The sequence below is a fragment of the Nostocoides jenkinsii Ben 74 genome, assembly GCF_001046875.1.
Lineage (GTDB): Bacteria > Actinomycetota > Actinomycetes > Actinomycetales > Dermatophilaceae > Nostocoides_A > Nostocoides_A jenkinsii.
In genome coordinates, this window is record NZ_HF571038.1 from 588,501 (window position 1) to 613,588 (window position 25,088).

At 67.1% G+C, this 25,088-nt stretch carries 22 protein-coding genes; 8 read left to right on the forward strand and 14 right to left on the reverse strand.

Annotated features, from left to right (window positions below; genetic code table 11):
* Positions 1 to 36 precede the first annotated feature (36 nt).
* Complete coding sequence (locus tag BN13_RS02810) at positions 37 to 1,086, reverse strand: 3-isopropylmalate dehydrogenase (protein WP_048544260.1); 1,050 nt, start codon at positions 1,084 to 1,086, stop codon at positions 37 to 39.
* 177 nt (positions 1,087 to 1,263) lie between these two features.
* Between BN13_RS02810 and BN13_RS02815 the strand changes: the two genes are divergently transcribed.
* The 3 genes from BN13_RS02815 (at position 1,264) to BN13_RS02825 (ending at position 3,302) form a co-directional block, all read left to right on the forward strand.
* Positions 1,264 to 1,620, forward strand: coding sequence for a GntR family transcriptional regulator (locus BN13_RS02815; RefSeq protein WP_048544262.1), 357 nt, complete (start codon positions 1,264 to 1,266; stop codon positions 1,618 to 1,620).
* Positions 1,617 to 2,507 carry an ABC transporter ATP-binding protein gene (locus BN13_RS02820; protein WP_048544263.1) on the forward strand — a complete coding sequence of 297 codons (891 nt, stop codon included), beginning with the start codon at positions 1,617 to 1,619 and terminating at the stop codon, positions 2,505 to 2,507. Before BN13_RS02815 ends, BN13_RS02820 begins: the two co-directional genes overlap by 4 nt.
* A 78-nt stretch (positions 2,508 to 2,585) precedes the next feature.
* Positions 2,586 to 3,302, forward strand: coding sequence for a hypothetical protein (locus BN13_RS02825; protein ID WP_157038401.1), 717 nt, complete (start codon positions 2,586 to 2,588; stop codon positions 3,300 to 3,302).
* 71 nt (positions 3,303 to 3,373) lie between these two features.
* Here the strand turns inward: BN13_RS02825 and serA are convergent, their stop codons facing one another.
* Positions 3,374 to 4,963 carry a phosphoglycerate dehydrogenase gene (serA, locus tag BN13_RS02830; RefSeq protein WP_048548813.1) on the reverse strand — a complete coding sequence of 530 codons (1,590 nt, stop codon included), beginning with the start codon at positions 4,961 to 4,963 and terminating at the stop codon, positions 3,374 to 3,376.
* Between the two features lie 176 nt (positions 4,964 to 5,139).
* On the opposite strand from serA, the gene BN13_RS02835 reads away from it, so the two are divergent.
* Positions 5,140 to 5,910 (forward strand): SDR family oxidoreductase, encoded by a 771-nt coding sequence (locus tag BN13_RS02835; protein WP_048544267.1) that lies wholly within the window; start codon positions 5,140 to 5,142, stop codon positions 5,908 to 5,910.
* 4 nt (positions 5,911 to 5,914) lie between these two features.
* On the opposite strand, the gene BN13_RS02840 is transcribed toward BN13_RS02835, so the two are convergent.
* The 6 genes from BN13_RS02840 to BN13_RS02865 all read right to left on the reverse strand — a co-directional run bounded on the left by BN13_RS02840 (position 5,915) and on the right by BN13_RS02865 (position 12,733).
* Positions 5,915 to 6,400, reverse strand: coding sequence for a DedA family protein (locus tag BN13_RS02840; protein ID WP_048544269.1), 486 nt, complete (start codon positions 6,398 to 6,400; stop codon positions 5,915 to 5,917).
* 104 nt (positions 6,401 to 6,504) lie between these two features.
* A complete protein-coding gene (gene ilvC, locus BN13_RS02845) occupies positions 6,505 to 7,536 on the reverse strand; it encodes a ketol-acid reductoisomerase (RefSeq protein ID WP_048544272.1) in 1,032 nt (343 codons plus the stop codon).
* 42 nt (positions 7,537 to 7,578) lie between these two features.
* Positions 7,579 to 8,091 (reverse strand): acetolactate synthase small subunit, encoded by a 513-nt coding sequence (gene ilvN, locus BN13_RS02850; RefSeq protein WP_048544274.1) that lies wholly within the window; start codon positions 8,089 to 8,091, stop codon positions 7,579 to 7,581.
* A 21-nt stretch (positions 8,092 to 8,112) separates the two neighbouring features.
* Entirely contained in the window at positions 8,113 to 9,960 is a 1,848-nt protein-coding gene (locus BN13_RS02855) for an acetolactate synthase large subunit (RefSeq protein ID WP_048544278.1), read from the reverse strand.
* 310 nt (positions 9,961 to 10,270) lie between these two features.
* Positions 10,271 to 12,115: a dihydroxy-acid dehydratase gene (ilvD, locus tag BN13_RS02860; RefSeq protein ID WP_084733530.1), complete on the reverse strand. Its 1,845-nt coding sequence runs from the start codon at positions 12,113 to 12,115 to the stop codon at positions 10,271 to 10,273.
* A 99-nt stretch (positions 12,116 to 12,214) separates the two neighbouring features.
* A complete protein-coding gene (locus BN13_RS02865) occupies positions 12,215 to 12,733 on the reverse strand; it encodes a SixA phosphatase family protein (protein ID WP_048544280.1) in 519 nt (172 codons plus the stop codon).
* Between the two features lie 81 nt (positions 12,734 to 12,814).
* On the opposite strand from BN13_RS02865, the gene BN13_RS02870 reads away from it, so the two are divergent.
* Positions 12,815 to 13,597, forward strand: coding sequence for a DUF937 domain-containing protein (locus tag BN13_RS02870; RefSeq protein ID WP_235433913.1), 783 nt, complete (start codon positions 12,815 to 12,817; stop codon positions 13,595 to 13,597).
* A 144-nt stretch (positions 13,598 to 13,741) separates the two neighbouring features.
* On the opposite strand, the gene BN13_RS02875 is transcribed toward BN13_RS02870, so the two are convergent.
* Complete coding sequence (locus BN13_RS02875) at positions 13,742 to 14,335, reverse strand: hypothetical protein (protein WP_157038402.1); 594 nt, start codon at positions 14,333 to 14,335, stop codon at positions 13,742 to 13,744.
* Here BN13_RS02875 and BN13_RS19110 point away from each other — a divergent pair.
* Positions 14,325 to 14,498: a hypothetical protein gene (locus tag BN13_RS19110; protein WP_157038403.1), complete on the forward strand. Its 174-nt coding sequence runs from the start codon at positions 14,325 to 14,327 to the stop codon at positions 14,496 to 14,498. The genes BN13_RS02875 and BN13_RS19110 overlap by 11 nt on opposite strands.
* A gap of 622 nt (positions 14,499 to 15,120) precedes the next feature.
* A complete protein-coding gene (locus tag BN13_RS18505) occupies positions 15,121 to 16,485 on the forward strand; it encodes an IS110 family RNA-guided transposase (RefSeq protein WP_084733531.1) in 1,365 nt (454 codons plus the stop codon).
* Positions 16,486 to 16,600: 115 nt separating this feature from the next.
* Here the strand turns inward: BN13_RS18505 and BN13_RS02885 are convergent, their stop codons facing one another.
* A complete protein-coding gene (locus tag BN13_RS02885) occupies positions 16,601 to 17,974 on the reverse strand; it encodes an ISL3 family transposase (RefSeq protein ID WP_235433914.1) in 1,374 nt (457 codons plus the stop codon).
* Between the two features lie 396 nt (positions 17,975 to 18,370).
* On the opposite strand from BN13_RS02885, the gene BN13_RS19115 reads away from it, so the two are divergent.
* Positions 18,371 to 19,726: a chymotrypsin family serine protease gene (locus BN13_RS19115; protein ID WP_157038404.1), complete on the forward strand. Its 1,356-nt coding sequence runs from the start codon at positions 18,371 to 18,373 to the stop codon at positions 19,724 to 19,726.
* Between the two features lie 271 nt (positions 19,727 to 19,997).
* Here the strand turns inward: BN13_RS19115 and BN13_RS02890 are convergent, their stop codons facing one another.
* The 4 genes from BN13_RS02890 to gatC all read right to left on the reverse strand — a co-directional run bounded on the left by BN13_RS02890 (position 19,998) and on the right by gatC (position 24,974).
* The gene (locus tag BN13_RS02890; RefSeq protein ID WP_235433914.1) at positions 19,998 to 21,371 is read right to left on the reverse strand and encodes an ISL3 family transposase; all 1,374 of its coding nucleotides are present in this window, start codon (positions 21,369 to 21,371) and stop codon (positions 19,998 to 20,000) included.
* 235 nt (positions 21,372 to 21,606) lie between these two features.
* The gene (gatB, locus tag BN13_RS02895) at positions 21,607 to 23,130 is read right to left on the reverse strand and encodes an Asp-tRNA(Asn)/Glu-tRNA(Gln) amidotransferase subunit GatB (RefSeq protein ID WP_048544285.1); all 1,524 of its coding nucleotides are present in this window, start codon (positions 23,128 to 23,130) and stop codon (positions 21,607 to 21,609) included.
* A gap of 3 nt (positions 23,131 to 23,133) precedes the next feature.
* Positions 23,134 to 24,657, reverse strand: coding sequence for an Asp-tRNA(Asn)/Glu-tRNA(Gln) amidotransferase subunit GatA (gene gatA / locus BN13_RS02900; protein WP_048544287.1), 1,524 nt, complete (start codon positions 24,655 to 24,657; stop codon positions 23,134 to 23,136).
* Positions 24,658 to 24,677: 20 nt separating this feature from the next.
* Positions 24,678 to 24,974, reverse strand: coding sequence for an Asp-tRNA(Asn)/Glu-tRNA(Gln) amidotransferase subunit GatC (gene gatC / locus BN13_RS02905; RefSeq protein WP_048544289.1), 297 nt, complete (start codon positions 24,972 to 24,974; stop codon positions 24,678 to 24,680).
* Positions 24,975 to 25,088 lie beyond the last annotated feature (114 nt).

A 25,088-nucleotide genomic window follows, 5' to 3' on the forward strand; every position in this document is an offset into this window, starting at 1 on the left:
CTTTGAAAAGGGGTGCAATGCAATCGTGACTGCGTTTCAGACGCGGGCGGCGATCGCGTCCCCGATCGCGCTCGTCGAGCGCGCGGCAGTCCCGCGCTCGGCCAGGTCAGCCGCCACGGCCGCCTCGACTCGACCACTCTGCTCCGACAAACCCAAGTGGTCCAGCAGCATGGCGACGGACAAGATCGTCGCCGTCGGATCCGCCTTGCCCTGACCGGCGATATCCGGTGCTGAGCCGTGGACCGGCTCGAACATGCTCGGGGCCGACCGCTCCGGGTTGATATTTCCGCTTGCTGCCAGCCCGATGCCGCCGGCGATGGCGGCGGCGATGTCGGTGATGATGTCGCCGAAGAGGTTGTCGGTGACGATGACATCGAAGCGGCCCGGGTCGGTCGCGAGGAAGATCGTCGCCGCGTCGACGTGCTGATAGCCGATCTCGACGTCCGGGAACTCCGCACCGACCTCGTCCACGGTCCGCCGCCACAGGTGGCCGGCGTTGACGAGGACGTTGTGCTTGTGGACCAACGTCAGGTGCTTGCGGGGTCGCGCCTGGGCTCGGGCGAACGCATCCCGAACCACCCGCTCGACACCGAATCGCGTGTTAACGCTGACCTCGGTCGCGATTTCGTTCGGTGTGCCGACGCGCACCGCCCCGCCATTACCGACATAGGGTCCCTCGGTGCCTTCGCGGACGACGACGAAGTCGATGCCGTTCGGCGCGACGCGCTCAACTGCCAGCGGGCTGGCCACGCCGGAGTAGAGCCGCGCCGGGCGCAGGTTGACGTAGTGGTCGAGCGCGAACCGCAGCGGCAGCAGCACGCCCCGCTCCAGGACCCCGCTCGGCACACTCGGGTCACCGATGGCGCCCAAGAGGATCGCGTCGTGAACTCGCAGCTCGCCAATCACGCTGTCCGGCAACGTCTCTCCGGTCGCGTGCCACCGCCGCGCACCGAGGTCATAGTCGGTGGTTGCGGCCGAGACACCCACGGCATCGAGGACCTTTAACCCTTCGGCAACAACCTCGGGACCGATGCCGTCCCCCCCGATGACGGCGAGCGAGAAGGACGTGGATGCAGAGCTGGCCATACCCGCGAGCCTAGGCGCGCGTCTTGTGATGCGGACCGCTCGTCCCAGATCGCGGAACCTTCGGCCAATAGCGTCGCGCTGCCGGTCTCAGACCTGGGAAATGGCAGCGCCACCCTCCAATTGACAACCGCCGCGTTCTTTGGTTCATTAGTCATGTAACTAACCAAGGAGGCAGGTGTGATCGACGGCCCACGACCGATCTTCGTCGAACTTGCCGACGCCATTGCGGACGACATCCTCGTCGGGACCTACCCACCCAACGCACAGGTCCCCTCGACCAACGAACTGGCCGCGCACCACCGGATCAATCCGGCCACGGCCGGCAAAGCGCTCAACCGCCTCGTCGACGAAGGCCTGCTGGTGAAGCGACGTGGCCTCGGCATGTTCGTGGCGGACAACGCGCCCGAGTTGCTCCGCAAGCGGCGGCTCGATGACTTTCACGACCAGTTCATCGCGCCTCTACGGACCGAGGCGCAACGCCTTGGTATCTCCGACCCAGAACTCCACGCCCTCCTCGATAAGGACCACTCATGACCGCCGGCATTTCCGTGATCGGCCTGACGAAGACCTACGGCGACCACACCGTTCTCGACGACCTCCACCTCACCTTCGAGGCCGGCAAGATCCATGGCCTGCTCGGCGCGAATGGCACCGGGAAGACCACGCTGATGTCGCTCATGAGCCGCCACACCTTCCCAACCCGAGGAAGCGTGCTCCTGGACGACCGAGAGTTCGGCGAGGACCCACGCCAGGCGCAGCGGCTCTGTTTCATCCGCGAAAACCAGCTCTACAACGACGCTTTCAAAGTGCGGGACGTCCTGCGCATCGCTCCCACCTTCTACCCGACGTGGGACGCCGCCACGACCACCCGCTTGGTTGACCGCTTTCGACTCCCACCGGCCACGGTGGTCAAGAAGCTATCTCGCGGCCAACGATCGGCCCTGGCGATCGTGCTGGCACTCGGCTCGCGGGCTGATTTCACCTTCCTCGACGAGCCCTACTTGGGGCTGGATCCGGGTGCGCGAGAGACCTTCTACGAGGAGCTCATCCGCTCCTATGGCGCCCAGCCGCGCACGATCATCATGTCTACCCATCTTGTCGACGAGGCCGCGCCGCTGCTCGAGGAGGTCGTTGTGCTCAACCAGGGCAGGGTCGCCTTGCAGGCGCCGCTGGACGAAGCCGAATCTCTCGGGCTCACCATCAACGGCTCGGCCGTCGCCCTGGATGGCTGGCTGCGCGACCATACCTCCCACCAGGAACTGACTCGCCGCACCCTTGGGCCGACGGCGACCGTCACAACGCTGGGACCCCTGACGGAAGCAGCGCGCCAGGCAGCCGAGACCGCCCGGCTCCGCGTCTCGCCCACGTCACTTCAGGGCCTCGTCGCCGCCCTGGGCAATAGCAACCACGAAGCGGCCTGACATGGGCACGCCCGCGACCATCACCCCGTGCCACCAGGCACGGCAACAGCCGGCCACGCCTCTCCAAGGACTCCCGCAATGACTCACGTTCTCCGATCAATGCGCCTCTACCTGGCCAACCGCTACTTCGTCCTGGGGGTCCCGTTCTTCATCTTCGCGGTCGTCGTCGTTCTCAGCGTGGCGATTCTCGCGATTATCGGCACCATGCAGGGCTTCCCGCTGTCCGAAGAGGTTCGGGAGAGCACGCGCAACAACTTCGGAGTGCTCTTCTCCGCACCGGGCTTCCTTGTCTCGGTTGGCGTGTACGCCGCAACACGCAACTTCGCTCTCGCCCTTGCGCTCGGCGTCACGCGCCGCAACTTCTGGGCAGGAACCGCCCTGGGTTTCGTCCTCACCTCTGCGGTGACGGCCACCACCGCGGTCGTGGGCCTGGGCCTTGAATACCTCACCAACCACTGGTTCATCGGCGTACACGTCTTTGACGTCCATATGTTCGGCAATGGAGACGTCACGCTCCTCTTTGTCGGGCTCTTCGTCACGGCGATGGCTTGCCTCGCCGGCGGCGCGCTCTTCGGCACGCTTTTTCGCGCCTACGGCACCGTGCGCACGGTCATGTGGGGCGCCGCCATCGGTGTCGCGGCGCTCGCCCTGCTGGCGCTCGCGGCCACCAACGAAGCACGCGTCCTCGCGTGGCAAGACGCGTGGGGCGAATGGCTCTCGGTTAGCGTCGTCGCCGCCGTGGCTGCCGCCTTCCTGGCTGGTTCCTACGCCGCCGTGCGCCGGGCCACCGTCTGATCGCACCACATCACAGGGCGGGGTATGCCGGGAGGCGACCCTCCCGGCATACCTCGCCTGAAAAATGGACCTCAGTCGTCGAGGTCTGCGACCCGGGCGAGCGTGGCGTTGACTTCGTTGCCGATCGCGGTGAGCACCTCGGCCGGGATTTCCGAGTCCAGGGTGAGCACCACGAGAGCGGAGCCGCCCTGCTCGTTGCGGGACACCTGCATACCGGCGATGTTGACGCCGGCATCGCCGAGGAGTCGGCCGAATGCGCCGATGACGCCGGGACGATCGACATACGACAAGAAGGCCATGTGCTGGCTGAGGGGGACCTCGAGGTCAAAACCGTTGACGCCGATGATCTTCTGGACCATCTTCGGGCCCGTCAGGGTGCCGGAGATGGAGACGATCGAGCCATCCGCCAGCGTGCCACGCAGGGTGGTCACATTGCGGAAGTCCTCCGCCGTGGGGTTGGTGATCAGGCGCGCTTCGCAGCCACGCTCCGCCGCCATGAGCGGGGCGTTCACATACGTAACCGGCTCGTCGGTGATGTCGGTGAAGAGGCCCTTGAGCGCCGACAACTTCCAAATGCTGACGTCGAACTCGGTGATCTCGCCACGCACGTCGATGTCGAGCTGGACCGGGACGGAGCCTGCGACCGCGGTGAAGATGCGGCCGAGCTTCTCGACCAGGTCGATGCCCGGCCGGATTTCCTCGGCGATGACCCCACCCGCGACGTTGACGGCGTCGGGCACGATGTCCCCGGCCAGCGCGAGGCGCACCGACTTGGCGACCGCGATGCCGGCCTTCTCCTGCGCTTCCTCGGTGGACGCACCGAGGTGCGGGGTCACCACGACCGACTCGTGCTCAAACAGCGGCGATTCGGTGGTGGGCTCGGTCGCGAAGACGTCAAGACCCGCGCCGCCAATGTGCCCGGACGCAATCGCATCGGCCAGGGCCGCCTCGTCGAGGATGCCACCGCGGGCGGCGTTGACGATGATGACGCCCTTCTTGGCCTTGGCCAGCGCTTCCTTGCCGATCAGGCCCAGCGTCTCCGGCGTCTTCGGCAGGTGGATCGAGATGAAGTCGGCCTCGGCGAGCAGCTCGTCGAGGCTGACCAAGCGGGCGCCCAACTGGCCCGCCTTCTGAGCCGAGACGTAAGGGTCGAAGGCGAGGATCTCCATACCGAAACCCTTGAGGCGTTCGCCGACGAGCTGGCCGATCCGGCCGAAGCCGACGATGCCGACCTTCTTGTCGAGGAGTTCGACACCGCCGTACTTGCTGCGCTTCCACGCCCCGCCCTTGAGCGCCTGGTTCGCCGGGGCGATATTGCGGGCCGCCGCGAGCATCAGGCCAACGGCGAGTTCCGCCGCGCTGGTGATATTGGAGGTCGGTGCGTTGACAACCATGACGCCGGCTTTCGACGCGGCGGGGACGTCGACATTGTCCAGGCCGACACCCGCGCGGGCGATGACCTTCAATCCCTTGGCGGCGGCGATGGCCTCGGCGTCCATCTTGGTCGCGGAACGGATCAGGACCGCCTCGACACCGGCCAGGGCAGAGAGCAAATCGGAGCGGTTGGCGCCGTCACAATGACGGACCTCGAAGTCGGGACCCAGGGCATCCAGGGTGGCGGGCGAGAGTTCCTCGGCGATGAGCACGACCGGCTTGGTCATGAGCATGGTTCCTTCGATGGGACGGGCGGCCCCGCCGACGCAGGTGGCGCGAGAAGGGATCGGGGCCCGGACTGCACAACCTTGTGCTGCGACTCAGCTTAGTTCGGGCCCTGACCCGTGCCGGCGGCGTTCACCTACTGACACGCGTGCCGGGTCGACGTGTCACGATCGAGGACATGCGAATCGTGGTCACGGGCGGCTCAGGCAATCTCGGTCGGGAGGTGATGGCCGCGCTGGCCAGCCTCGGCCACGACGCGGTCTCCGCGAGCCGCCGCACCGGGGTTGACCTGCGCACAGGCGCCGGACTCCCCGCCTCGCTCGCTGGCGCCGACGCCGTCGTGCACACCGCCGACACCCTGAAGCCGTGGGAGTTTCGCGAGGTCACCATCGGCGGGACACGGCGCCTCGGCGAAGCCGTCGCGTCGCTGGATCGACCGCCCCACGTGATCTACATCTCGATCGTCGGCGTCGATCACCACCCCTACGCCTACTACCGCGCGAAGTATGCCGCGGAAATGGCCCTTCGCGATCTGTCGATCCCGGTGACCATTCTGCGAGCGACCCAATTCCACTCTCTCGCAGCCGCGTTAGCGGGTATGCGGATCGGTCCGGTCGGTCTCGGAGTCCGCGGTATGGCGATCCAGCCCGTCGACATCGCCTGGGTCGGGCGGCGGTTGGCAGAGTTGGCAAGTGGTCCCGTGCCAGGGTCCTTCGCCCGCGCCCCGGATCTCGCGGGGCCGGACCGCTTCGACGCGCGGGAAATCGCGGGGCTGGTGGCACGGCATACCGGGAAGTCGGCGCCGCGACGACTCGACCTTCCCCCGATCGGCGCCACCCTGCGTGCCTTCGCTGAGGGAGTGGTGCTGCCGGGGCCGAACGCCGAGGTGGGTGGCGCGCGCTTCGCCGACTGGCTGGCCCGCCAGCCGCGGGTGCTCCCGCGTCGCTGAGCCGTCAGCGCCCCGATCCGGCGCCCTCCAGACGGCGGCGCACCAGACGCGTGATGAGGAACACGGCCCCCACCAAGGCGGCGACCACGAGCGCCCACCACCACGGCACGGCCCCGCGGATCGACTCCAGGAGCGCGAAGCCCGCCGTGGTGTAGAGCGCCGCCCACAGCAGGGAGCCGACGATCGCCGCGGGCGTGTAGCGCCGTAGGGGCATCCGCAGCCCGCCCGCCGCGGCGTTGAGCACGGTCTGCACGCCCACAGTCAAGAATGACAACGTCACGAGCGGGGCACCAAAGCGCGCCATCACGGTCTCGGCCCGGCGCAGTGTGGGCCCGTCCAAGGTCCTGGTGATTCGTCCCCGGCGCGAGCGACCGGCTCCGGATCGAAGGCCGCGACCGACGGCATAGGTGGCGTGCGAGCGCGCCATCGCCCCGGCGAAGAAGAACAGGTAGACCGCCCAGAACGGCCACGAATCCACCAGTTCCCGCACGGGCCCGACGATATCGTCCGTCTACGCGACGACGGCCTCCCCGCCCGGCTGATTGCCGGATCGAAGAGACCGTCGAGGCGTGAAAACTGGCAGGCGTGGCCGGGTCAGCGCGCGGCGGAGCCTTCCACGTAGTCGCTGTCGCGACCGGAGTCGACCCAGGCCATCAGCCCGCGCAACTGGCGGCCGGTGGCCTCGATCGGGTGAGCCGCTCCCTTGGCCCGCAACTCCTTGAACTCCGGCGCGCCGGCGTCCTGGTCGTCGATGAACCGCTTGGCGAAGGCGCCATTTTGGATGTCGGCCAGGACGGCCTTCATGTTTTCCTTGACCGACGGGTCGATGACGCGCGGCCCGGAGACGTAGTCGCCATACTCGGCGGTGTCGGAGACCGACCAGCGCTGCTTGGCGATGCCGCCCTCAATCATCAGGTCGACGATGAGCTTGAGCTCGTGGAGGCACTCGAAGTAGGCCACCTCGGGCTGGTAGCCCGCCTCCACCAGAGTCTCAAAGCCGTACATCACGAGCTGTGACGCACCACCGCAGAGGACAGCCTGCTCACCGAACAGATCGGTCTCGCACTCCTCAGTGAAGGTCGTCTTGATGCCGCCCGCGCGCAGCCCACCGATGGCCTTGGCGTAGGACTGGGCCAGCGCCCACGCATGACCGGAGGCATCCTGCTCGACGCAGACGAGCACCGGCACACCGCGGCCGTCGACAAACTCACGCCGGACGAGGTGGCCCGGCCCCTTGGGGGCCACCATGATCACGTCGGCGTCGGCCTTGGGCTTGATGTAGCCGAACCGGATGTTGAAGCCGTGCCCGAAGAGCAGGGCGGCTCCGTCCTGCAGATTGGGCTCGATGTCGTTCGCATAGACCGTGCGCTGGACCTGGTCCGGGGTGAGGATGACGACGAGGTCAGCTTCCTTGACGGCATCCGCGACGGACAGCACCCGCAGGCCCTCGTCCTCGGCCTTGGCGCGCGACTTGCTGCCCTCGGCGAGGCCGACGCGGACGTCGACGCCGGAGTCGCGCAGGTTCAGCGCGTGGGCGTGGCCCTGGCTGCCGTAGCCGATGACGGCTACCTTGCGACCCTGAATCACCGACAGGTCAGCGTCGTCGTCATAAACCATTTCGGCCATCAGGCCATCTCCTTGATGCAGTTCGGGTTGTTGGGGTGAAGGTTATGCCGAGCGCAGGGCGCGATCGGAAATGGATCGGGCGCCGCGGCCCAGGGCGACGATGCCGGACTGGACGAGTTCCTTGATGCCGTAGGGCTCCAGCAGGGCCAGGAAGTCGCGGATCTTCTCGCTGTTGCCGGTCGCCTCGATGCTCATCGCCTCCGGCGTGACGTCGACGACCTTGCCGCGGAACAGTTGGGCGATCTCGATGATCTGACCGCGCGTCGCCGTGTCGCAGCGCACCTTGACCAGGACGATCTGGCGCTGGATGGAGTTCTGCGGCTCGATCTCGACGACCTTGAGCACCTCGACGAGCTTGTTGAGTTGCTTGGTCACCTGCTCCAGCGGCAGGGCATCGACATCGACGACGACGGTCATCCGGGAGACGTCGGGAAGTTCGGTCGGGCCCACGGCTAGGGAGTCGATATTGAATCCGCGCCGGGAGAACAGCGCCGAGATCCGGGCGAGGACGCCCGGCTTGTCCTGGACCAGGACGGACAGAGTGTGCTTGGTCATGTCGTATGCCGCTCTCTCGCCTCAGTGTTGTCCGGTCGCGGTGCCGTCGTGGTCGGGGTCGAGGCCCTGCTCGTCGGCCTCGGATTCTTCCCGATCCCATTGCGGCGCCGTGTCTCTGGCGACCTGGATGAGGTCGTTGCTGACGCCGGCGGCGACCATCGGCCACACCATCGCGTCGCGCTCGACCACGAAGTCGATCACGACCGGGACGTCGTTGATCTCCATGGCCTTGCGGATGGTCGCATCGACGTCCTCGGGCGATTCGCAACGCAGGCCGACACACCCATACGCATCGGCAAGCTTGACGAAGTCGGGGATGCGCTCGCCCGCGTGAGAGGTGTGCAGGTCGGTATTGGAGTAGCGCTCGTTGTAGAACAGCGTCTGCCACTGCCGCACCATGCCGAGGCTGGAGTTGTTGATGATCGCGACCTTGATGGGGATGCGGTTGATGACGCAGGTAGCGAGTTCCTGGTTGGTCATCTGGAAGCAGCCGTCGCCGTCGATGGCCCACACGACCCGGTCGGGCTGGGCGACCTGTGCGCCCATCGCCGCCGGAACGGAATAGCCCATCGTGCCGAGGCCGCCGGAGTTGGCGAAGCTGTTGGGACGCTCGTAGTTAATGAATTGCGCCGCCCACATCTGGTGCTGACCCACGCCGGGAACATAGACCGCCTCCGGGCCAGCGATCGCGCCAAGCCGCTCGATGACATATTGCGGCATGAGCGCCTCGCCTGTCGGAGCGCTGTAGCCGACCGGGAAGGTCGCCTTCCAGCCCAACGCACGCTCCCGCCAGGCGGTGTATGCCGCGGGGTCGACCGCGTAACCGCCCTGGGTCACCGCGGCCAGCAGGTCGGCAATGATCGCCTTGGCGTCGCCGACGATGGGCACATCCGCGACCCGGTTCTTGGAGATCTCCGCCGGGTCGATGTCGGCGTGAATCACCTTGGCCTCGGGAGCAAACGACTTGAGCTCGCCGGTGACCCGGTCATCGAAACGGGCGCCCAGGGTGATGAGCAGGTCGGACTTCTGCAGCCCCGTCACCGCGGCGACGGAGCCGTGCATGCCCGGCATACCGAGGTGGAGTTCGTGGCTGTCAGGGAAGGCACCGCGGGCCATCAGGGTCGTCACGACCGGGATGCCGGTCGCCTCAACGAAAGCCGCAAGTTCCTCGGCGGCGTGCGCGCGAATGATGCCGCCACCGACATACAGGATGGGCCGTTGCGCTGCCTGGATCAGTCGGGCCGCCTCACGGATCTGCTTGGCGTGCGGCTTGACGACCGGGTGATAACCCGGCAAATGGATCTTCGGCGGCCAGGAGAAGGTGGTCTTGGCCTGCAGCGCGTCCTTGGAGATATCGACCAGCACCGGCCCCGGGCGCCCCGTCGAGGCGATGTGGAAAGCCTCGGCGATCACCCGCGGGATCTCATCCGCCTTGGTCACGAGGTAGTTGTGCTTCGTGATCGGCATCGTGATGCCGCGAATGTCGGCCTCCTGGAAGGCATCCGTCCCGATCGCCCGGGACGAAACCTGCCCGGTGATGGCGACGATCGGGACCGAGTCCATGTACGCATCGGCGATCGGAGTGACGAGATTCGTCGCACCGGGGCCGGAGGTCGCCATACAGACCCCGACCCGGCCGGTGGCCGCGGCATACCCCTGCGCTGCGTGCCCTGCGCCCTGCTCGTGGCGGACGAGGATGTGGCGGACTTTCGTGGAGTCCATCAGCGGGTCGTATGCGGGCAAGATCGCGCCGCCCGGGAGCCCGAACACCGTATCGGCGCCGACGGACTCCAGGGACAGGATGAGTGACTGTGCACCGGTGACCTCGACGGGGGAGGTCTTCGACACAGGCTGGGCCTTGTGGGCCATCGTTGCCGGACTCGGCGTCGCGGATCGCGTCGACGCGTGGTCTGTCGTTGTCATCTCGATCTTCGTTTCTCTGCGGTTGTCGTGTGGTTCGGTCCGTGGCACCCCAACAAAAAACCCCTCGGTCCACGGGTGGACGTCGGGGTAGCGCGCTAGCCGGGAAGGCTCAAGCGCGCTTATCAATTACGAGGAGGAATGCCACGTCTCCACTCTGTCCCTTGGTCGTATGCCGCGTCAACGCGAACCGCCCACGTCTCACCTAGCGGACTTGTGATCTCACCGACAGGCGAGGACGTGGGCGGCTCGGCGCAGGTCAGGGGACGACGCGAACAGCGCCGTCGGCGGCGGAGGAGGCCATCGAGGCGTATGCCCGGAGCGCGGCCGAGACGGGCCTGTCCCGGTCAACCGGGGTGAAGGGGCGCTCGCGGGCCTGCTGCTTGGCCAGTCGCTCGTCCAGAATCTCTTGCGGCACAGCGAGGTTCACCGACCGACCCGGGATGTCGATCTCAATGACGTCGCCATCTTCGACCAGCGCGATCACGCCACCGCTGGCCGCCTCGGGTGAGACGTGCCCGATCGACAGCCCGGAGGTGCCGCCGGAGAAGCGGCCATCGGTGATCAGGGCGCATGCCTGGCCGAGGCCGCGGCCCTTGAGGAAGGAGGTCGGGTAGAGCATCTCCTGCATCCCCGGGCCCCCCTTGGGGCCCTCGTAGCGGATGACGACCACGTCGCCTTCCGTGACTCGCTTGTTGAGGATGCCGCTGACGGCATCGTCCTGGGACTCGAAGACGACCGCGGGGCCGGCGAAGCGCCATACGGACTCCGGGACACCGGCGGTCTTGACGACGCACCCGGCCGGGGCGAGATTGCCGGTGAGGACGGCGAGGCCGCCGTCCACGGTGTAGGCGTTGGCCTTGTCTCGGATGCAGCCGTTGGCGGCGTCGATGTCGAGGGAGGCCCACCGGTTGGTGGTCGAGAAGGGCTCGGTGGTGCGGACGCCGCCGGGGGCGGCGTGGAAGAGGTCGAGGGCCGCGTCGGAGGGCGAGCCACCGCGAATGTCCCACTCCCCCAACCAATCTGTGAGAGTGGCGGCGTGCACGGAGTGGACGTCACGCTTGAGCATCCCGCCGCGGTCAAGTTCGCCGAGGATGGCCGGAATGCCGCCGGCGCGGTGGACATCCTCCATGTGGTACTTCGGACTGTTGGGAGCGACCTTCGCCAGACACGGCACGCGGCGGCTGATGGCATCGATATCGGCCATGTGGAAGTCGAGGTCGGCCTCGCGCGCGGCGGCGAGCAGGTGGAGCACGGTATTGGTTGACCCGCCCATGGCGACGTCGAGCGCGACGGCATTGGAGAACGCGTCAAAGGTCGCGATATTGCGCGGCAGGACCGACTCGTCGTCGCCGTCGTAGTAGCGCTTGCAGAGCTCGACGATCAGTTCGCCGGCGCGCAGGAAGAGGTCCTTGCGGGCGGCATGGGTGGCGAGGGTCGAGCCATTGCCCGGCAGGGACAGGCCGATGGCCTCGGTGAGGCAGTTCATCGAGTTGGCGGTGAACATGCCAGAGCAGGAGCCGCAGGTCGGGCAGGCGGAGCGCTCGATCGCATCGAGTTGATCGTCGCTGACCGCGTCATTGGAGGAGGCGATCATCGCGTCGATCAGGTCGATCTTGTCGTGCACGATGCCCTCGATGGCAACGGTCTTGCCGGCCTCCATCGGACCACCGGAAACGAAGACAACCGGGATGTTCAGACGCAGCGCCGCGAGCAGCATGCCGGGAGTGATCTTGTCGCAGTTGGAGATACACACCAAGGCATCGGCGCAGTGGGCGTTCACCATGTACTCCACCGCGTCGGCGATGAGCTCGCGGGAGGGGAGCGAATAGAGCATCCCGGCGTGGCCCATGGCGATGCCGTCATCGACCGCGATGGTGTTGAACTCCTTCGCGACACCGCCGGCCTCGGCGACGGCGCCGGCGACGAGTTGGCCGAGATCCTTGAGGTGCACATGCCCCGGGACGAACTGCGTGAAGCTATTGGCGATGGCGACGATCGGCTTGCCGAAGTCGTCATCGGTCATCCCCGTAGCCCGCCACAGCGCGCGGGCCCCCGCCATCGTCCGGCCGTGGGTGGAGGTTCGAGAGCGCAGCGCAGGCATACGGTCGATTCTCGCACCGTGCGGCGCGCGCGGCCGGGAAGTCCGCGGCTCGGGCGGGCGATCAGCGCGATAGGCCGTTAGGACCAGCGCCGCGGGCCGTTAGGCGCGGGCGATGTGGAAGCGGTCGAGCCGCGCCGCACCGAAGGCAAGATCACGCCAGTGCCCGGCGAAGGTGAGGATCGCCATACTCGTCGTGGGGAATCCCTGAGCGAGGAGTTCGTGAGCTTGCGGGCTGCCCTCCCCGTCAGCGAGCAGGCTGGTGAAGGCGGGTATGCCGGGTGCGTGCCCGACCACCATCACCACGCTCGCGTCCTCGTCACTGTCGCGAACGACCTCCAACAGCGCCTCGGGATGGGCGTTGTAGATCCGATCCTCATACCGAACGTCGGTCTCGCAACAGCCGCCCTCCCACAGGGCTTGTGTCGTCTGGCGGGTGCGTTCGGCGGTGGAGCAGAGGACTTCGTCAGCACCGAGATCGTGCGCATGGAGCCACGCACCCGCCGCGCGGGCATCCTTCCAGCCGTCGCTGGTCAGGTCTCGATCGTGGTCGGCCGCGCCCGACTCGGCGTTGGCGTGGCGAAGCAGGATCAGCGTTCGGTCCATTGACGACGTCGTCATGGTCCAAGCATGCCCCGCGGGGAGACGTCACCGAAAGCCACCCCGGGAACAACCGCCCGGAATTGCTAGTTTGGCTCCGCGGTGACCGCCGCGCACTGGAGCACTGCGGCGCCGAGCGCCACGCGGCGCATGAGCAGATTGAGGTATGCCCCTATGTCGAACGCTGTTGACGACATCCTGAACAGCCTGGACATGGCCCAGCTCGCCGACATGGTGGGCGCTTCCCAGAGCGAGGTCGAGCAGGCCACCGCGGCGGCGCTGCCGGCATTGTTCGGAGGCCTGGACGCCAACGCTCAGGACCCGGCGGGTGCCGGATCGATTCTGGAGGCCCTCGGCCAGCATGACGGCGAGCTCCTCGACGGCGGCGTCGACCTGGGACAGGTGGACGCGCAAGACGGCGAGGCCATCACGCGGCACATCTTCGGCAGCAACGAGGACGCCGTCTACAACCAGCTCGGTGGGTATGGCGCGGCGGGCGGCCTCGGCGGCAGCCTCTTCCGCAAGCTCCTGCCGATCCTGGCCCCAATCGTGCTGTCCTACATCATGAAGCAGATGACCCAGCGCACCGGCGGCTCGTCCTCCGGCTCGGGCGGCGGCGGTCTCGGCGACATCCTCGGCCAGGTGCTGGGCGGCAAATCGGCCGCGCAGCCGCAGGACGCCCAGGTGGACGACAACGTGCTGCCGCAGCGCACCGAACCGACCTCCTCGGCTCCGTCGACGTCCGGGCAGCCGGACCTGAACGACATCCTCAAGGACGTCCTCGGCGGCGCTGCCTCCAGCCAGACCAGCCGCCAGCAGGCACCGTCCGGTGGCGGCAGCGTGATCGACATCCTGGGCTCGATCCTCGGCGGCGGCCGCCGCTGATCGGGCTTCGGCTACGAACTCCCGCCGCGCCCGTTCTGACGGGTTTGGGTGGCTTTCCGGCTCTATGGGTGGGAAACCCACGGCCGGAAAGCCACCCAAACCGCTGGAAAGTGGGACTGGGCGGGAACCTGTCGGCCCGTCTGTCTAAGCGGACGGCTTCAGCGAGGCGCCCGCGTCTGCTTGCGCGTTGGCCTTGCTGATCCGGGTGATGAGGTCGTGCAACCCAGCACTCCCACCGCCCACCACCGCCCCGGTGACAGCCATCTCGAGGCACTTGACGACAAACTGAGTTTTGCCCAGGTTCTCCGCGAAGGTGACGCCGAGCGTGGTGAGAAAGTCCGCCTCCAGCCATCCACAGAGCACCATGCCGAACATCGCGGTCAGCCCGAATGTCAACGCTTTCCGCTCCGTCGTCTTCGCATCGACGACGGCTTGCTTCGTCGCTGCATCTTTGGCCGGGTCCGTGCCTTCCGCCGCGGGCTCGTCGCCCACCAGTGCATTCCGGGCGCTGACGAGCGCCTCGTCGCGAGCCTCCTTGGCCGCCCGCATACCCAGTCCGGGAATGGCGCGGGCTGGATCGAGAAGTCCGAGGAGCACCTCGGTGAACCGCTCAGCCGCCTGGGCCACCACATAGAACAGGGCAAACGTTCCGACCCCGGCGACAGGCTTAAAGATGGGCCCGGACTCTGGGGTCCCAAACTGCCTGGCGGCGAAACAGGCACCGACGATGAACAACACGGACCCGATCGCGCCGGCTCCCCACCTGGGTTTCGGGCTCGCGCATTCATCCTTCGGTGCGGCCCCGGTCGGTGGGGACACAGGCGCATCCGCCAAATTGCGAATCGCCGACACGACGATCGCCGCTGCCGTCTCGCTCATCGCCGGTCGCGGCGCAAAGTAGATGGCCATCCCAGAACTCACTCTCTTGTCAACGCCCCCGGGTTGAGGCATGGCAAGAGAGTGGCGCGCGCTACTTAACGACCACTTAACGAGCGCCGGCACGACCGCTCAGCAGGACTCCGTGCCGCAGGACGCCCGGGCTGCCGGGTTTGGGTGGCTTTCCGGCGCTTTGGGGGCTTGTATGACTTAGAGGGCCTCCTGGTTGCAGGTGGTGGTCGCTACGGTGGCCGTGGGAGAAGGCTCCGGGTCGTGCCGCTTTTCGGCTGAGCGTTCGGGCTCGTGAAAGAGATCGACAGGCCCGGGGTCGGCTCTCCCGGCTGAGGTTGGCCCGGTTCAGGGAATTGGTGGCCGTGTCAGGGGCCCGCCCCGCGGATCCCCTGGGGCGGGGTAGGCACCGGATCACGCACAAGCATGGGAACGCCTGCCGTGGTGTTCATCTGTGGCGGCTGGGTGGCAGCGGTTCGGGAGCTCGCCTCATCGCGGACGAGCCGGCGGATGACAGCGCCGGGGAAAGGACGCGAGGGTTCTCCCGCCGCTGTTGGCGAGCCCGATCCTCCAAGGTCACTGGCCGGTGGTCGTCGAGGAGCGGGTTCACGTTCATCGTTGCGAACGGAGGAACCCTCGTGTCTATTCACGGTACCGATCCCGTCGCCGGTCTGTCGCCGGTGCGGGTGCAGGTCGGCATCGACGCCGCGGTGGTGGCCAACCATCACGTGTGCGTCCGGGAGATCTTGCCGGACGGGCAGGTGCGCCTGTCCCGGTTCACCACGCCGCCGACCCTGGCCGGCCTCGACATGCTCATCGGACGGTTGAGCGCCTATCCCGGCGTGGTCGCCGTTGCGGAGCCGACGTCGATGACGTGGCTCGCGCTCTCGATCGCGATGCGCCGCTCCGGCGGGGACCTGTCGCTGCTCGGGGCCCGGCACGCGGCCCGGCTGCGCGGGGCGATCATCGGCAAGGACAAGTCCGACGTCATCGACGCCGATGTGCTGGCCACCGCCGGGGAGGTCTTCACGCTGTCTCCGATGCGTCCACTGACCCCGCCGCAGCTGGCGCTGCGTCGGGCGGTGACCCGCCGCGGGAAGCTCGTCGTCGACGGCAACCGTGCCCGCCGTCGGTTGATCTCGTTGGCGCGGTGGGCATTTCCCGATGTGTGGTCCGCGTTCGCCGGCTCCCAGCCGACCGCGGTCGCGGTCCTGACCCGCTGGCCCGACCTGCGCGCCCTGGGCAGCGCCCGCCGCTCCACCCTCACCGGTGTCGTCGCAGCCCACACCCGAGGGGTGCCGGACGTGCCCGCCCGAGTCGAAGCGATCCGTGCCGCCGCCCGCGCCTGGACGGAGTTCTGGCAGGGGCACCTGGACCTGGACGCCCTGGCCTGGGAAGTGGCCGAGCACCTGCACGACATGGCTGAAGCCGACCAGCGGATCGCTCGTGCGACCGCCCAGGCCACGCACTACTGGGCCGACCTGTACGGCGACGACCCGCTCTTGCTGTCGGTCCCGGGGATGGGCCCGATGACCGCACCCGCCGTACGCGCGTTCCTCGGCGACGGCGGCGCGTTCACCACCGCCAAGGCGGCCGCCTCCTACGTGGGGATGAACCCCTCCACCTGGTCCTCCGGGACGGTGGTTCAGCCGTCGAGGGCGATCACCAAGGAAGGCCCCGCGGTGCTGCGGCTGGCGTTCTATCAGGCCGCCGGCGGCGCCCGTAAGAGCGACCCTCAGCTGGCCGCCTTCTATCGGCACCTGATGGTCGACCGCGGCCACAGCCACACCAAGGCCACCGTCGCTGTCGCGCGCAAGCTGATCGAACGGACCTGGACGGTGCTGCACCGCGGCCAGCCCTACCAGCTCCGCGACGTCGACGGCACCCCGCTGACCCGAGTCCGGGCCAAGGAGATCGCCCGAACCTACGCCGTCCCACCCGAGGTCCGGGCCCGAGCCCGAGCACGCAGCGCGGCCACGCACCGCTCCAAGCTCACCCGCTGACCTCACCCCGAGAAGCGACCGAGGGACTCGTCACGCCAGGGCCCCTCGTCGATCACGCCTGCCCGAAGAATCCGCCCCCACGACCTTGACAACCAGTTAGGGAATCTCTTCGAACTTAACCGGGCATCGCGTGGCAGATGATGGCTGTTTCCCGCCGGTGTTGGCGGGTGCAGGCCCAGCGTATGCGGCGTTCCTGGTTTCGGGTGTTGCGGAAGCCGAAGGCGTTACGACCTTCGTGTTTCCCGAGCCGGTTGTAGCCTTCGGAGCGGGCGTTGCTGTACCCAGTGGTCAGGCCGGCTTCGATTGCGGGCCACCAGGTTTCGACGGTTTCGGCGAGCCGGTGGACTTCGGGGATGTCGCAGCCTGCGGCTTGGTCGAAGAACCGCCACAGCCGGTGAGAGATCACGGACCGGTCCGGGACGGATGTGCCCGGTGTGGGGGCTAGGTCGAGCAGGTGGCGTAGGCGTTCTTTGACGGTGTAGGCGTGCAGGATCTCCACACCGACCTCGTCGGCGTCGAGCAGCTCGTTCCACATCCGCGCGAACGTCTCGGGGCGCAGGCGTTCATGGGCCGTCAGCAGCCGGCGCCGGTTGGCCCACTCCGGGTGGCGGGTCCGGCCCCGGCGGCCGCGCAACTCTCGGGTGGCGTGCTGGCGGACTTCGGTGAGCATGTCGTTCGCGAGGCGGACCAGGTGGAACCGGTCCGCCACCACGACCGCGTGCGGGAGCGCGAGGCGGATCGCGTTGGCGTAGCTGGCGGACAGGTCGATCGCCACGTGGGTGACGGCCTCTCGCCAGGCCTGGGGCTGGCCGGTCAGCCAGGCCGCCACACTCGCGGCGGTCCGGCCCTCAACGTGCGCCAACAACCCCGCGGTGCCGGCGGCATCGACGATCCCGGTCAACCAGCGATCCGCGACCAGCACCCACCGGCCGGTGGCCGGATCGCGAGCCCAGCGCCGCTTCCCACGGCTGATCTCATCGATCCCGAGCACGCTCACCGGCGGTGGCGGCGCGGTCAACCACTCCTGCACGTGCGCCACGAACGCGGAATGCGCGATCGGCCACGACACCCCATAGAAATCACCGCCGGACTGCACGCACCGGAAGCTCTCGGCGATCCCGGCGCCACACGCCGACCGCAGCCGGCATGTCAACCGTGACCGGGCCGGGATCGCTGGCACCGACTCGGTGAACGAGCCTCTCGGACAGGACGATTCGCGGCAACGCCACCGCGTCTTGGCCCACTCCAACACCACGGCGTCCTCGCCGTACGGGACATCCCGCGGGTGGGTGACCGCGTGTCCCTTCACCGAGGTCGAGACCACCCCACAGGTCGGGCACGCTGCCGCGCCCTCATCATCCGTGACCAGCCGCGCCAACCGCCGACCGCCCGGATCCTCCTCGACCTCGACGACCGCGACGCCCTCGATCCCCAACAACCGGGTCGCTGCCCGCGACCGCCCCGACGAATAGCGCATACTCGTGCTCAAGCCCGTGACCTCACCTTCGTGACCATGAACTGCCTCAACAGCCATGATCACCGCAGGTCACGGGCCCACACGCGTCACCACGCCGAACCCGCCTGCCCGGTTAAGTTCGAAGAGCCCGATTGGGGGACGTACGCCACGTCAGGTGGTCGTTGACGGGGTCCTAGCCTCCGTCTTTCACGGCGTTGCGGCTTGATGCGGTGAGGCGAGCGCTGGCGCGGGCTCCACCCTCGGCTCCCGCAAGCTCACCAACTACATCGCCGGAGCCTGCTCGAGACCGACTGCTTCTGACCACGAGTACGGACTCAATCCTGAAGAGCCAGCTAGGCCGCTGCTACACTCGCCCACGTGGAGGGTTGAGATTCACATCTTGGTACGCAGACTGTGAGAAGCAATCCCATGCTTCAGGTGGAGAGGGAGCAATTCTTGAACTTGACCATGAAGGCTGCAGTCGGGGTTGTCACTGTTTCTCTCTTGGGGGGACTTCTTGCCTCGTCAACCCCTATCCTCGCCATGCCTGCACCCCCAGGCCATGCCCCGTCGACCGCTGACGGGATTGATCCCGCAATCGCAGACCAGGACAACGGGCTGGCTCTCGCGCGCGCACAGGGTCCGTTCCTGGCGATAATGGACAAGGCGGCAGTCGTCGAAGGGTTTGGAGGCGCCTACTTCGACGGCGCCAGACCACATTTGAATGTGACTGACGCCTTCAACGAGGAGACCCTCAAACTCATTCTAGCCGAGTCGCCGCGCGGCTCGGAAGTCTTAATCCACAGGGTCACATGGACCGAGGCTGAACTCAACGCCGCAGCACGCATGATCGGCGATAAATTTCCGCCTAGCCGTTCAACGTCTTTCAAGATCCCGCGTGTGAGTCTTGATACTCCGAAGAACCGACTCAGCGTCTACGTTGAAGGGGACGCATCCGAGGCGAGGGCTATGCTTGAAGATGTCGTTTCCTCGTCCATGATTGCAATCGTTCCAGCCAGCAATCTCCCATACATGTATGAAGCTGGAAGAACCGATGACGGCCCGCCCTTTTATGCCGGGAATGTATTGAGGAATGACACTCCAGATCAAGCCGGTGGCCACGCTCTCTGCAGTTCCTCTGCGGGCATGAAAATCGGGTCAACCGAATATGTAATGACAGCTGCGCACTGCGACTTCGGGTCCGGGGAGTTGATTCGAGTCAACAACTTCTACGGGACCGCTCCATCACCCAGCATTGCTGGTACGTACCATGCGAAGGCATACTACGGCCCGAACAGCGCGAACAATGTGGATGCTATGCTCCTGCGGAGAAATTCCGTACCAAACCTTGTTACGAACACTATGTGGTCCGGTTCACCGACTTCGACTTCTAGTCTACTCTATTCCACAAGTGCGGGATCAAATTATCTCGGCCGCGCGATCTGCTCGAATGGTGGATTTACAGGGACTGTCTGTTCGATGAGCATTTCTGACCAAATCCCTTACCTTTACGGCGAGGGTAACATCAGGTGGAACCAACTGCTTTTCGCCGAGCGGCCTAACGTCACGGTAGCGGGTTTTGGCGATAGTGGCGGTCCCGTGTACGGCTACCCTGAACAGGGCAGCTATTACGAAATCCTCGGGCCAATTCACGCGTTCACGTCGAACGTGCAGGGCGGCTGGCAGTGCCCTGATGGCCCTCCTGGGAGGAAGTGTGGGGACGGTGTGGTCTGGAGTTCGCAGTCGGCCGCGCAAAGCAAACTCGGCGCAACCATCGCGCCTTAAGCGCGGGCCAGCTAAGCCAGTGCGGGTCGCCGAGCAGCGACCGCGCGACGCTCCGGTCTGCCCGGCACGACAACCAGCCGAGTAGTGTTCGAGACCGGCTGCTTCAGACCACGACTACATTGTGAAGAGCCCTCAAGGGAGTCCCCTGTCATTGAGCGAGGTGGCTGGCAGCGGATGGCTCTCCAGCTTAGAGACTAAGCGCGTGGCCAGGCACCGTACTTGCGGCCCATGCCAATCGCGGGTAGCCCGGAAGTTAAGCGGCTCTTCGAACTTAACCGGGCATCGCGTGGCAGATGATGGCTGTTTCCCGCCGGTGTTGGCGGGTGCAGGCCCAGCGTATGCGGCGTTCCTGGTTTCGGGTGTTGCGGAAGCCGAAGGCGTTACGACCTTCGTGTTTCCCGAGCCGGTTGTAGCCTTCGGAGCGGGCGTTGCTGTACCCAGTGGTCAGGCCGGCTTCGATTGCGGGCCACCAGGTTTCGACGGTTTCGGCGAGCCGGTGGACTTCGGGGATGTCGCAGCCTGCGGCTTGGTCGAAGAACCGCCACAGCCGGTGAGAGATCACGGACCGGTCCGGGACGGATGTGCCCGGTGTGGGGGCTAGGTCGAGCAGGTGGCGTAGGCGTTCTTTGACGGTGTAGGCGTGCAGGATCTCCACACCGACCTCGTCGGCGTCGAGCAGCTCGTTCCACATCCGCGCGAACGTCTCGGGGCGCAGGCGTTCATGGGCCGTCAGCAGCCGGCGCCGGTTGGCCCACTCCGGGTGGCGGGTCCGGCCCCGGCGGCCGCGCAACTCTCGGGTGGCGTGCTGGCGGACTTCGGTGAGCATGTCGTTCGCGAGGCGGACCAGGTGGAACCGGTCCGCCACCACGACCGCGTGCGGGAGCGCGAGGCGGATCGCGTTGGCGTAGCTGGCGGACAGGTCGATCGCCACGTGGGTGACGGCCTCTCGCCAGGCCTGGGGCTGGCCGGTCAGCCAGGCCGCCACACTCGCGGCGGTCCGGCCCTCAACGTGCGCCAACAACCCCGCGGTGCCGGCGGCATCGACGATCCCGGTCAACCAGCGATCCGCGACCAGCACCCACCGGCCGGTGGCCGGATCGCGAGCCCAGCGCCGCTTCCCACGGCTGATCTCATCGATCCCGAGCACGCTCACCGGCGGTGGCGGCGCGGTCAACCACTCCTGCACGTGCGCCACGAACGCGGAATGCGCGATCGGCCACGACACCCCATAGAAATCACCGCCGGACTGCACGCACCGGAAGCTCTCGGCGATCCCGGCGCCACACGCCGACCGCAGCCGGCATGTCAACCGTGACCGGGCCGGGATCGCTGGCACCGACTCGGTGAACGAGCCTCTCGGACAGGACGATTCGCGGCAACGCCACCGCGTCTTGGCCCACTCCAACACCACGGCGTCCTCGCCGTACGGGACATCCCGCGGGTGGGTGACCGCGTGTCCCTTCACCGAGGTCGAGACCACCCCACAGGTCGGGCACGCTGCCGCGCCCTCATCATCCGTGACCAGCCGCGCCAACCGCCGACCGCCCGGATCCTCCTCGACCTCGACGACCGCGACGCCCTCGATCCCCAACAACCGGGTCGCTGCCCGCGACCGCCCCGACGAATAGCGCATACTCGTGCTCAAGCCCGTGACCTCACCTTCGTGACCATGAACTGCCTCAACAGCCATGATCACCGCAGGTCACGGGCCCACACGCGTCACCACGCCGAACCCGCCTGCCCGGTTAAGTTCGAAGAGCCGCTTTGGGTGGGATAACCACAGCCAGAAAGCCACCCAAAGCGCCGGAAACTGGGATTGGGCGGGAAATCCGCAGACCGGCTGGCGGGACGGGGACTTGTCTGGGGTTGCCTTCCCGGCCCTAGCCGACCAAGGTGTCGAGGATGAGTTGGCGGGCGGCCGCGGCGTCGGCCTGGCCCTTCATCTCCTTCATGACCTGGCCGATGAGGGCGCCGGCCGCCTGGACCTTGCCGTCGCGAACCTTCTGTGCCACATCGGGATTCGCCGCGATGACCTTGTCGACCGCGGCCTGAAGTGCGCCGGTGTCTTGCACCAACTCCAGCCCACGCGCGTCGGCCACCGCCGTCGGCGTGCCCTCGCCGGCGAGAACGCCGTCCCAGACCTGGCGCGCCATCGCGTCGTTCAGCCGGCCGCCGGTGACCAGCGACTCCAACTCCACGACGTGAGCCGGAGTGACGGCGAGGGACGCGGCATACGTCGGCACATCCGAGCCCGCGTCATTGGCGCGGCGGGCGATTTCGCCCGACCACCACTTGCGTGCGCCGGCGGGGGTGGCACCGGCGGTGACAGTCTCGTCGATCAGGTCGACAAGGCCGGCGTTGACGACATCACGCATCTCCAAATCGCTGTAGCCCCAGGCACTTTGGAGACGCTTGCGGCGGGCCGCGGGCGGCTCGGGGAGGGTCGCGCGCAGCGCCTCGACCATCTCGGTGCTCGGGGCAACCGGAACCAGATCGGGCTCAGGGAAGTAGCGGTAGTCCTCGGCGTCGGACTTCTCGCGGCCGGCGGTCGTGATGCCCGTGTCCTCGTGCCAATGCCGGGTCTCCTGCGTGACCTTGCCACCGGAGGACAGGATCGCCGCGTGGCGACCGATCTCGTAGCGCACCGCCCGCTCGACCGAGCGCAGCGAGTTGACATTCTTGGTCTCACTGCGGATACCGAAGGTCGTCGAATCCTTCGGCATAAGAGAGAGATTCACATCGCAGCGCATTGAGCCCTGCTCCATTTTCACGTCCGAGACGGCGAGCGCCTTGAGCAGATCGCGCAGGGTCGCGACATACGCCTTGGCGATCTCCGGCGCCCGCTCCCCCGCGCCCGTCATAGGCTTGGTGACGATCTCGATGAGCGGAATGCCGGCGCGGTTGTAATCGACCAGCGAGTGCGTCGCGCCGTGGATGCGACCGGTCGAGCCACCAACGTGCAGCGACTTGCCGGTGTCCTCCTCCATGTGCGCGCGCTCGATCTCGACGCGATAGGTCGAGCCATCCGCCAACTCGACGTCGAGGTGGCCGTTGAAGGCGATCGGCTCGTCATACTGCGAGGTCTGGAAGTTTTTGGGCATGTCCGGATAGAAGTAGTTCTTCCGGGCGAACCGGCACCAGCTCGCGATCTCGCAGTTGAGCGCGAGGCCGATGCGGATGGCGGACTCGACGCCCTTCTCATTGACCACCGGCAGGGCACCGGGCAAGCCGAGGCAAACCGGGCAGACCTGCGAATTGGGTTCTGCCCCAAAGGCGGTCGCGCAGCCGCAGAACATCTTGGTGTTGGTGCCCAGCTCGACGTGCACCTCCAGCCCCAGCACCGGATCGTATGCCGCGAGGGCCTCCTCGAAGGGCAGCGTGGCTTCGGCGGTCGCCTGGCTCATGGCTCAGGCCCCCTTTCCGGCGGCGGTGAGATCGGGTGCGGAGTGCAGGAGCGGGGCTCCCCAGGCGGACAGCAGGCGGGCTTCGAGGGCGGCGCCCACGGCATACAGGCGCTGGTCCTGCATGGCCGGGGCGAGGATCTGGAAGCCGACCGGGAGGCCGTCCTCGGGCGCGAGGCCACTCGGCAGGGACATGCCTGGGACGCCGGCGAGGTTGGCGGGGATCGTGGCAATGTCGTTGAGGTACATCGCCATTGGGTCATCGATCTTGTCGCCGAAGGCGAAGGCCGTCGTCGGTGCCGTCGGGCTGACGAGCACATCGGCGGCCTCGAAAGAGCGGGTAAAGTCGTCGGCGATCAACCGGCGGACCTTCTGGGCCGAGCCGTAGTAGGCGTCGTAGTAGCCACTGGAGAGGGCATAGGTGCCGAGGATGATGCGGCGCTTGACCTCGTCGCCGAAGCCTGCGTCGCGGGTCGCGGCCATGACCTGCTCGGCGCTTGGGTCGTCGATCCCCTGGGGCGCGACCCGCATGCCGTAACGCATGGCGTCGAACTTCGCGAGATTCGAGCTCGCCTCGCTCGGCAGGATGAGGTAGTAGGCCGCGAGGGCATACGTGAACGACGGGCAGGAGACCTCGACGACCTCAGCACCGGCATCGACCAAATGCTGCACCGCCTCATCGAAGCGCTGCTGGACCCCGGCCTGGAAGCCGTCGCCGGTCAGTTCGCGGATGATGCCGATCTTCATGCCGGAGACGTCAGCTCGGCGGGCGGCCTCGACGACCGCCGGGACGGGCGCATCGATGGAGGTGGAATCCATCGGGTCGTGCCCGGCCATCACCTCATGCAGCAGCGCCGTGTCGAGCACGGTGCGGGCGCACGGTCCGGCCTGATCGAGCGAACTGGCAAGTGCCACAAGGCCATAGCGGGAGACACCGCCATACGTTGGCTTGGTGCCAACGGTCCCGGTGACGGCGGCCGGCTGGCGGATCGAGCCACCGGTGTCGGTGCCGGTCGCCAGCGGCGCCTGGAAGGACGCGATGACGGAAGACGAGCCACCGCCCGAGCCGCCGGGGATGCGATCGAGATCCCAGGGATTGCGGGAGGGGCCGTATGCCGAGTGTTCCGTCGAGGAGCCCATCGCGAACTCGTCCAGATTGGTCTTGCCGAGGATCGGCATACCGGCGGCCTTGAGGCGGGTGACCACGGTGCTGTCATAGGGCGGTATCCAGCCCTCCAGGATCTTCGACCCACAGGTTGTCGGCAGGCCCTTGGTGGTCATGACGTCCTTGACCGCGATCGGCACACCGGCCAGCGTCGGCAGACTCTCACCGGCCGCGCGGCGCTCGTCGATCGCGCGCGCGGCCGCCAGGGCACCCTCGGCGTCGACATGCAGATAGGAGTGGACGACGCCGTCGACGGCGGCCGTGCGATCAAGGCAGGCCTGCGTGAGTTCCGCGGAGGAGATCTCGCGGGCAGCTAGGCGCGCGGCCAGGTCGGCAGCGCTGGCCGTGATGAGTTCGTTTGTCACAGTAGCGATCTCGCTCTTTATCAGTCTTCGTCAAGAATGCGGGGCACGGAGAAGCGCTGTTGATCTTGCTCAGGGGCACCGGACAGCGCGGCCTCGGCAGCAAGGGATGGGCGCACCTCGTCGGGCCGGGTCACATTCACCAAAGGCATCGGGTGCGACATCGGCGCCACATCACCGATGGGTGCGTTCTGCACGGTGGCCACCGATTCAAGGATGATCCCCAGCTCGCCGACCATCTTGTCAAGCTCGTCGTCGGACAACTCGATCCGGGCTAGCCCGGCAAGGTGCGCGACATCGGCGCGGGTCAATTCGGACATGCGGCAAGTCTAGGCCGGTGGCTACGGGCGCCTTAACGTCTCCGGGGCGACGGCGCGGCAAAGGACACAGGAAGCGCACAGGCGGGGCCATGGGCTCGGACAGCGTCCACCTCT